At 62.3% G+C, this 8,703-nt stretch carries 1 protein-coding gene; it reads left to right on the plus strand.

Going from position 1 to position 8,703, the window contains the following annotated elements; translation table 11 throughout:
• A partial coding sequence (locus A7D27_RS26225) for a DUF637 domain-containing protein (protein ID WP_069566602.1) occupies positions 1 to 8,200 on the plus strand: 8,200 nt, incomplete at its 5' end.
• Positions 8,201 to 8,703: the final 503 nt, after the last annotated feature.

An 8,703-nucleotide genomic window follows, 5' to 3' on the forward strand; every position in this document is an offset into this window, starting at 1 on the left:
CCGGGATATCGCCCTCAAGGCGCAATCGATCGAACTGGGCAACAAGACCTACGCCGGCCGTAACGTCAAAGCCGAAGCGGCCCAGAGCCTGACGCTGGAAAAAGACCGGAGCCTGGCGGCCGGCGCGCAGATCGACCTGAAGGCTGAGCAGCTCGGCAACCAGGGCGTGATCGAAGCGGGGGTCAACCGCGACAACAGCCGCAACACCACGGGTGATGTGAAGCTCAGTGGCGGCTCCCTGCGTAACCAGGGCACCGTGGTGGCCAGCCGAGACCTTGAGGCCGCGCTCACCGGTACGCTGGATAACCGCGCGGGTGCCATCAGCGGCAAGGCCAATACCCGGGTGGCGGCCAAGGCGCTGGACAACCGCGACGACGGCCTGCTGCTGTCCAAGGGCAGCGTCACGGTGGATGCCGAATCACTGGACAACCGCAAGGGCGCGATAGCGGCCGACCAGTCCCTGAACGTCAAGGTCGCCCAGCGCCTGGACAACCAGGACGGCGAGCTCTCCAGCCGAGCAGTGACCACCATTGACGCCGGACAGCTGGACAACCGGGGCGGCCAGCTCAGAGCAGACAGCGCCCTGAGCGTCAGCGCCGACGCGCTGGACAACAGTGCAAAAGGCACTTTGAGCAGCCGCGGCAGCCTGGTGGTGCAGAAGGCGGCCCTGAACAACCAGGGCGGTACCGTCGTTGCCGACCAGCGCCTGGACATCACCGGCCAGCGCCTCGACAACCGGGGTGGCGTGGTCAGCAGCAAGGGCGATGCGAGCGTTGCGGTAGAGGGCGTTCTGGACAACGCCGGGCCGGGCCGTGTCGTGGCCGAAGGCGCGCTCCAGGTCACTGCCCGCGAGCTGCGCAACAGCACCGCCGGCCAGGTGGGGGCCAAGGGTAACGTCGAGATCAAGGTCGACACCCTTGCCCAGCAGGGCGGCGAATTGCTCAGCCAGGGCCATTTGAGCCTCGAAGCACGGCAGCTGGACAACCTCAGCGGCGGCCTGATCGCGGCCCGCCAAGGCATCGATGTGCGCGTCAGCGAGCGCCTGCGCAATAGCGGCGGAGAAATCTCCACCCAAGGCCAGGCCGACATTCGCGCCCAGGCCATAGCCGGACAAGCCCCCGCCGTACTGGACAACAGCCAGGCCGGCCTTATCTTGGCCGACCAGGGCCTGACCCTGACCGTCCAGCGCCTGCTCAACCACACCAAGGGCGTACTGACCGCACGTGAGCGGCTGGTGGTGCGGGGTGAAAGCCTGGACAACAGCGCCGGCGGCGTGGTCAACAGCCAGGGCAGCCTGGAGCTCAGCTTCCAGGGCGGGCTGGTCAACCAGCAGCACGGCCTGATCACCAGCACCGCCGGCCTGCACCTCGAGGCCGCCAGCCTGGACTCCAGCCAGGGAGGCGAAGTGTCGTCCAAGGGCGACCTGCGCCTGAGCGTGGCTCGCCTGATCCAGCAGCAGGGCCGCCTGATCGGCGAAGCCGCCGTACACCTGGACCTGCAAGACGGCGACCTGGACAACCGCGGCGGCCTGCTCAGTGCCAAGGGGCCGCTCACCCTCGAACGCCTTGCAAAGCTGGACAACCGGGGAGGCGAGCTGTCCAGCCGCCAGGGTTACCACCTGAAGGCGCAGGCCATCGACAACGGCGACCAGGGCAAGCTGATCAGCACGGGCCAGCTCGACATCGACCTGGGGCAAGGCGCGCTGCGCAATGCCGGAGCCGGACTGGTCTCCGGCTGGAAAGGACTGACGGTCAAGGCCGGCAGCCTCGACAACCGCAGCCAGGGCACCCTGTCCAGCCGTGATGGCGACCTGCAGATCACCCTGAGCGGCGCGCTGGACAACCGCGATGCCGGTGCCCTGGTCGGCAAGGGTGCGGTCTCGGTCGACGCGCAGAGCCTGGACAACCGCACAGGAGGCATCGTTTCCAGCGCGGGCGATCTGAACCTCACGCTCGCCGATACCCTCGACAACCGCACCGGCCAGATCAGCAGCCAACAGGCGGCCAGCATCCAGGCCAAGCGCCTGGACAACAGCGCCGGTGAGCTGACCAGCAAGGCCGCGATGACCCTCACCCTGACCGGGCAGTTGCTCAACGCGCAAAAAGCCCGCCTGGTCAGTGGCGGCCCGCTGGTGCTCCAGGCTGCCACCCTCGACAACCGCGGGGGCAGCCTGATCAGCCAGCAACTGATGAAGCTGACCACCGGCGACTTGAACAACGCCGGTGGCACCTTGGCAGCCCGAAATGGCCTGGACCTGCTGCTCAGCGGCGTGCTGGACAACAGCGCCGATGGCCTGGTGCACAGCCAGCAAGGTCTCATCGACCTGCAGGCGCAACGTCTCGACAACCAGGGCGGCAACCTCAGTGGCCAACAGGGCGTGGTCGCCAGACTGGAGGGCGCGCTGAACAACCGCAGTGGCCGCCTCGAAACCACACAAGGCGACCTGGACCTGCGCAGCACAGGCGACCTGGACAACCACGGTGGCGTCCTCAACAGCCTGCAGGGCGGGCTGACCGTCACCAGTGACGGAGCGTTCGACAACGCCTCGGGCACCGCCCAGGCGCAAGCCGTGACCGTCATCGCCAAGGCCCTGGACAACCAGGGTGGGCATCTCTCTGCGCTCAGCGGCGAAACCCGCATCGACCTGGGCACTGGCACCCTCCAGAACCAGGGGGGCGGCCTCTACGCCCATCAACTGCTGAGCGTGATCGCCGGTGATTTCGACAACCGGGCCGACAACCGAGGCCAGGGCGGCAAGGTGGCCGCCGAGCGCATCGACTTCACCCTGTCCGGCGCCCTGCGCAATGGCAACGGCCTGCTCGAAAGCAGCAGTACCCTGCGCCTGGCCGCCGCTCGCATCGACAACCAGCATGGCCGCCTGCGGGCACTGGGCCAGACGGGGAGCACCCGGATCCTCGGCAGCGCGCTGGACAACCGCAACGGCACCCTGGAAACCGCCAACGCCGAACTGGCGCTGGACGTCGATGACCTCTACGGCACCGGCGGCAGCATCGTCCACACCGGTGCCGGGCGTTTCGGCCTCAGCACCGCCCAGGTCATGGGCGGCGGGGGCAACCTCAGCACCCAGGGCAGGCTGAACCTCAGCGCCAGCAACTGGACCAACAGCGGCGTGCTGGAAGCGGACCAACTGGTTCTCGACATCGGTACCTTCACCCAGACCGCCAGCGGCAAGCTGGTTGCACGGCAGTCCTTCAGCGGCAGCGGGGAGAACTGGACCAACCACGGCGTGCTCGCCAGTGACGGCAGCTTCACGCTCAACCTGAGCGGCGCCTACACCGGCCAGGGACAGCTCTCCAGCCTGGGCGAGCTGACCCTGAACGCAGGCAGCCTGAATATCGCCAGCAGCGCTCGGATCGCAGGGGGTGCGGTCAGCACCCTCACCGTCAGCGGACTGCTGGCCAACCAGGGACGCATCACCTCCGCCGGCAGCCTGACGGCGCGCGCCGGCACCCTCGACAACTACGGCACCCTCGGCAGCGCCGGCCTGCTGCGCCTCGAGACGCCATCGCTGCTCAACGAAAAAGGCCTGATCTTCAGCGGCGACGACATGGCGTTGCGGGTCAAGCGCTTCACCAACCGCTATGCCGACGTGTACAGCCTGGGTGCCTTGAGCATCGCCAGCAATGACCAACTGGCACGCAGCGACCTGCTCGAGAACCTGTCCGCCACGCTGGAAAGCGCCAAGGACATGCGCCTGGCTGCAACCACCCTGCTGAACGCCAAGGACGCGTTCGCCATGGAGGGTAAGCTGCTTTCGGCCCGGGCGTACCTGATCTGCGTTCAGCACTGCAAGAAGAGCTGGGGCGACAAGCGTGGCCAACTGACCCTCAACGAAGAGTGGGGGGCGGTCATCTCCAAGGACTCGCCTGCGGGCCAGATCCTGGCAGGCGCCAACCTGCAGATCGAAGGTGACCAGGTCACCAATCGCTACAGCACCCTGTCCGCCCGCAACGACATCGCCATCAAGGCCGGTGACTTGAAGAGCATCGGCGCCCAGGCCATGTCCGGGAGCGTGCAGAAAGTCATCACCGCCAACCCCAAGGAATCCAACGGGGTGTATTACGGCCACCAGGCGCGTGTACAGAACTTCATGGCCCAGCACGGCACGGCTGCCACCTTCAGTGAGGCCGCCTACCTGGTCATGAAGGCGGGCTTTAGCCCGGCCTACTACCGGGGGATCAACGAACCCATCTCCGTAGCCGGAAGCGGGCAGGTGCTCGCACCCGCCGTGATCCAGGCCGGCGGCAATGTCACCCTCCAGGCCAGCAATAACCTGGATAACCTGCAAACCTACCCGAACACCGCCATCAACCATGGCCAGGCCCGTGGGGCGGATGTCTCGCTGAACCGAGCCGCACAGCCCGTGGTCGTGCTGAATGCCCAACTGCCGCCCGACCTGCAGCAACGGCAGGTCAACCCGCTCACCTTGCCTGGCTTCGTCCTGCCGCAAGGTGATAACGGGTTGTTCCGCCTGAACACCCAGGCAGCCAATGACGACGGCGCCAGCCAGGCGCACAGCCTCGCCAACAGCGGTGCCTGGCAGGTGCAGGGCAGCCAGGCTGCAGGCAGCAACCCGACGGATACCGGCACACGAGTCCCCTCGGGGGTTGGCCAGGTCTCCTTGGGCGAAGTGCCTGTCAAGGGCCACAAGTACCTGATCGAAACCAACCCGGCTTTTGCCGATCTGGCACGCTTCCTCAATTCCGACTACCTACTGGGCAAGCTGGGATATGACCCGGACCAGGCCCAGAAGCGCCTGGGCGATGGCTTGTTCGAGCAGCGGTTGATCCGCGAAGCGGTGGTGGCTCGCACCGGCCAGCGCTACCTCGCCGGCCTGACCAGCGACGAAGCCATGTTCCGCTACCTGATGGACAACGCCATCGCCAGCAAGCAGGCCCTCAACCTCGCCCTGGGCGTGAGCCTGAGTGCCGAGCAGGTCGCAGCCCTGACTCACGACATCGTGTGGATGGAAGAGCACGAAGTACAGGGCGAGAAGGTCCTCGTACCGGTGCTCTACCTGGCCCAGGCACAAGGCCGTGTGGCACCTAACGGCGCCCTTATCCAGGGCCGTGATGTCACCCTCATCAGCGGCGGCAGCCTGAACAATCAGGGCACCCTGAAGGCCAGCCAGAACCTCAGCGCCAGTGCCGTCAACCTCTCCAACAGCGGATCGATGCAGGCCGGCGAACGCCTGAGCCTGCTGGCCACCGATAGCATCCGCAATGCCCAGGGCGGGATCATTGCCGGGCGTGATGTCTCGGTGAAAGCCCTCAGCGGCGACATCATCAATGAGCGTAGCGTCACCACCTTCGAGTCCGGCGCAAGCAACTACACCCACCGCAAGGACTACGTCGACGCTGCCGCGCGTATAGAGGCCCTCAACGACCTGGACCTGGGCGCAGGACGCGACGTGCAGAGCATCGGTAGCGGCTTCAGCGCGGGGCGAGACCTGCGGATCGATACCGGGCGGGACCTGCTCATCGTCTCGGCCGAGCAGCACGACCTGAGCACCCAGAAGGACCGCAAGGGCAACAGCCGCCGCGAGCAGATCACGCAATACGGCTCCGACGTCAGCGCCGGGCGTGACCTGACCTTCTCCAGCGATCGCGACCTGGCCGTGGTAGCCAGCCGCGTGAAGGCCGGCGAGGACCTGGCCGTAAAAGCCGACGGCAACGTCCTGATCGGCTCAGCCGCCAATGAGAGCCACTACGAATCCCACCGCAAGAGCCGCGGTAAGAAAGAGAATATCGAGCAGAGCCGGGTGACCCAACAGGGCGCTGAACTCATCGCTGGCGGCAATTTATCGGTGAAGGCCGGCGAAGACCTGAGCGTTGTCGCCAGCCAGCTCAAGGCCGTTGACGAGGCCTATCTCTACGCCGGTAAAGATCTCCAGCTGCTGGCCGCACAGGACAGCGAATACAGCCTCTACGACAAAAAGAAGAAAGGCAGCTTCGGCGCCAAGAAGAGCCAGCGCGACGAAGTGACCGATGTCCGAAATGTCGGCACCACCATCACAACAGGGGGTGACCTCTCTCTGGTCAGTGAGGGCGACCAGCTCTATCAGCGTGCTCGCCTCGAAAGTGGCGGCAACCTGACCCTGGACAGCGGTGGCGCCATCACCTTCGAAGCGGTGAAGGACCTGCATCAGGAGAGTCACGAGAAGAGCAAGAGCAGCTTCGTCTGGAACTCCATGAGCGGCAAAGGCAACACCGATGAAACGGTGCTGCAGAGTCAGCTCATCGCTCAGGGCGAGATCGCCATCAAGGCGGTTGAAGGCTTGAAGATCGACATCAAGCAGATCGATCAGAGGACCGTCAGCGAGACCGTGGACGCCATGGTGGCTGCTGATCCGCAACTGGCCTGGCTGAAGCAGGTCGAGCAGCGCGGCGATGTCGACTGGAGGCGGGTGAAGGAGATCCATGACTCCTTCAAGTACAGCCACTCGGGCTTGGGCGGCGGTGCTGCGATGATCATCGCGATCATCGTTGCCTACTTCACGGCTGGGGCTGCCAGTGGGTTGGTCGCCAGTAGCGCGTCGACAGCGGGGCTATCAACGGCCGGAGGTAGTGTGTGGGCCGCCGGGACTGGGGCATCACTGTCTGGCATAGGCTGGGCCAATGCCGCTGTAACTGCCGGGTTGACTGGGATGGCGAGCAACGCGGCCGTCAGCACCATCAACAACAGGGGCAATCTCGGTGCGGTGTTGAAGGACGTAACCTCCAATGACGCCATGCGCGGGTATGTGGTAGCCGGCGTCACTGCGGGGCTGACCACGGGAGTTTTCGACGGCTGGACCAACACCGAAACAGGTACCTCCACTGCATTGCCGAACTCGGGGGCGGTTACGACCGCCGGTGGCCTTAACACCTGGGGCGGAGTGGGGCGCTTCACCGGCAACCAGCTTCTGCAGAACGGGACCTCCACACTGGTTGACCGCGCCTTGGGAGGGGATTCGAAGTTCAGTGATGCCCTGCGTACCAGCCTGGCCAATGCTTTTGCTGCCGCAGGCTTCAACTGGGTGGGGGACAAGACCAACGTTTACGAGTGGGACTGGAAAAACGGCAGCCTGCCCAAGATAGGCCTGCACGCTCTCATGGGGGGGCTCGCAGCCGAAGCTGCGGGTGGCGACTTCAAGACCGGGGCCTTGGCGGCCGGCTTGAACGAAGCCATCGTCGATAGGCTTGCCGGCGTCTACGGGCAGATGAACCCGGAAGACAAAAAGCGCTTGCTCGTCATGAACTCGCAGGTACTGGGTGTATTGACCGCAGCCGCGCAGGGAGGCGATGAAAAGAGCCTTCAGACTGGGGCTTGGGTGGCAGGGAGTGCGACTCAGTATAACTATTTGACGCACAAAGAAGTTGAGGAGAAGGGTGTCAAGGAAAGAGCTTGTCCTGACCAGGAGTGCGTATTTGCGATTAGAGAGCAATATGCAGATTTGGATGAGGGTAGAAATAAGCAGCTTGCATCTATTTGCCAGGCGGACCCGAAACAGTGTCAGCAGATATTGGATCAACTAATTCAAGATGATCCAAAGTTGCTCGAATTATCTCGCCAGGCCGCTAAGGATGGTTACTTCAATGAGTCCACTGGAATTGCCTTGGGGATTCGCTTAGGTAGTAACCAAGAAGCACAAAAGATTATTGTGCACGAGTTGTCCATGTTGGAGGATGGTGGAGATAGTAAGAGGTTCCTTGCGGATCTTGCCGCTACGTTACTTGATGTCGCAACAGGTGGAGGTGGTAGAGCTGCGCCTACTAGAGGAGTGCGTACGCCTAGTAGTAAAGAGAACTCTACTGTTTCAAAGGGGACGATAGAGGGGCTGGAAAAGAAATTTGGGGATGCACTAGAAGCAAAAGCGAATATAAATATTTCTGAAAGATTTATTAGTAAGCCTCAATCCATCTGGGGGCGCTCGGCTGATGATATAGCAAGTGACTTCAGAGCTGCTGGCTATGAGGTAAATGTACGTCAATCCACGCGTGGCTCTGGTCAGGCTACAATTGTGGAGGTAAAAGGACATCCCCAGATTTCACAGGTTCAAGTTCATCCTGGTGGTGGTCGGCATAAAGGGGCTTACTATAAAATTTCCACTACGACAGAGGGCGTTATAAAAGTGGTTGATCCTTCAACTTATAAGTCGAATCCTGGGGAAAAAGCCAAAATTATTTCTGGAGGTTAATTTGGTGTTGTCTAAATTGAAGTGGGTAATTCAGGCTTTGGCAATTCCGGCCGCTGAGCAGGTCCGTTTGTTTCCAAGTTTTGTTAATGCTGCTGACGAGCTCGCATTGATTCTGGAAGAGGTATTGAGTGACCTTGAAAGCTTGGATGCTACGGTGCCAGTAGACGCGTTATTGGCGATGCGGAGATTAGACGAGAAAATTCTATCAGTTAGCGGTGAATGTAATTCACAGGTTTGGACTGAGAGGGCCTTGTATGAGTCCATTCATTGGGAGGAGATAAGAGGGTTGGCTGCTATAGTGGCTGAGAAAATGAGCTGGCCTGTTGAATCGCCTGGTCCTGCTGGGGGTATATATATTGGCTCGTAACGGTAAAATTTTAGCAGCAAGAAGTATGTGGGTGTCGGATGGCTACTGTTTTTTTGAGTTCAAGGTCGTGGTAATCATGAGTGAGGTTGTTACATATTAAATATGTGGATTTCTCTAGGGATGGTCTGAAAAAGAT

The organism is Pseudomonas sp. 1D4 (assembly GCF_001728925.1).
Classification (GTDB): Bacteria; Pseudomonadota; Gammaproteobacteria; order Pseudomonadales; family Pseudomonadaceae; genus Metapseudomonas; species Metapseudomonas otitidis.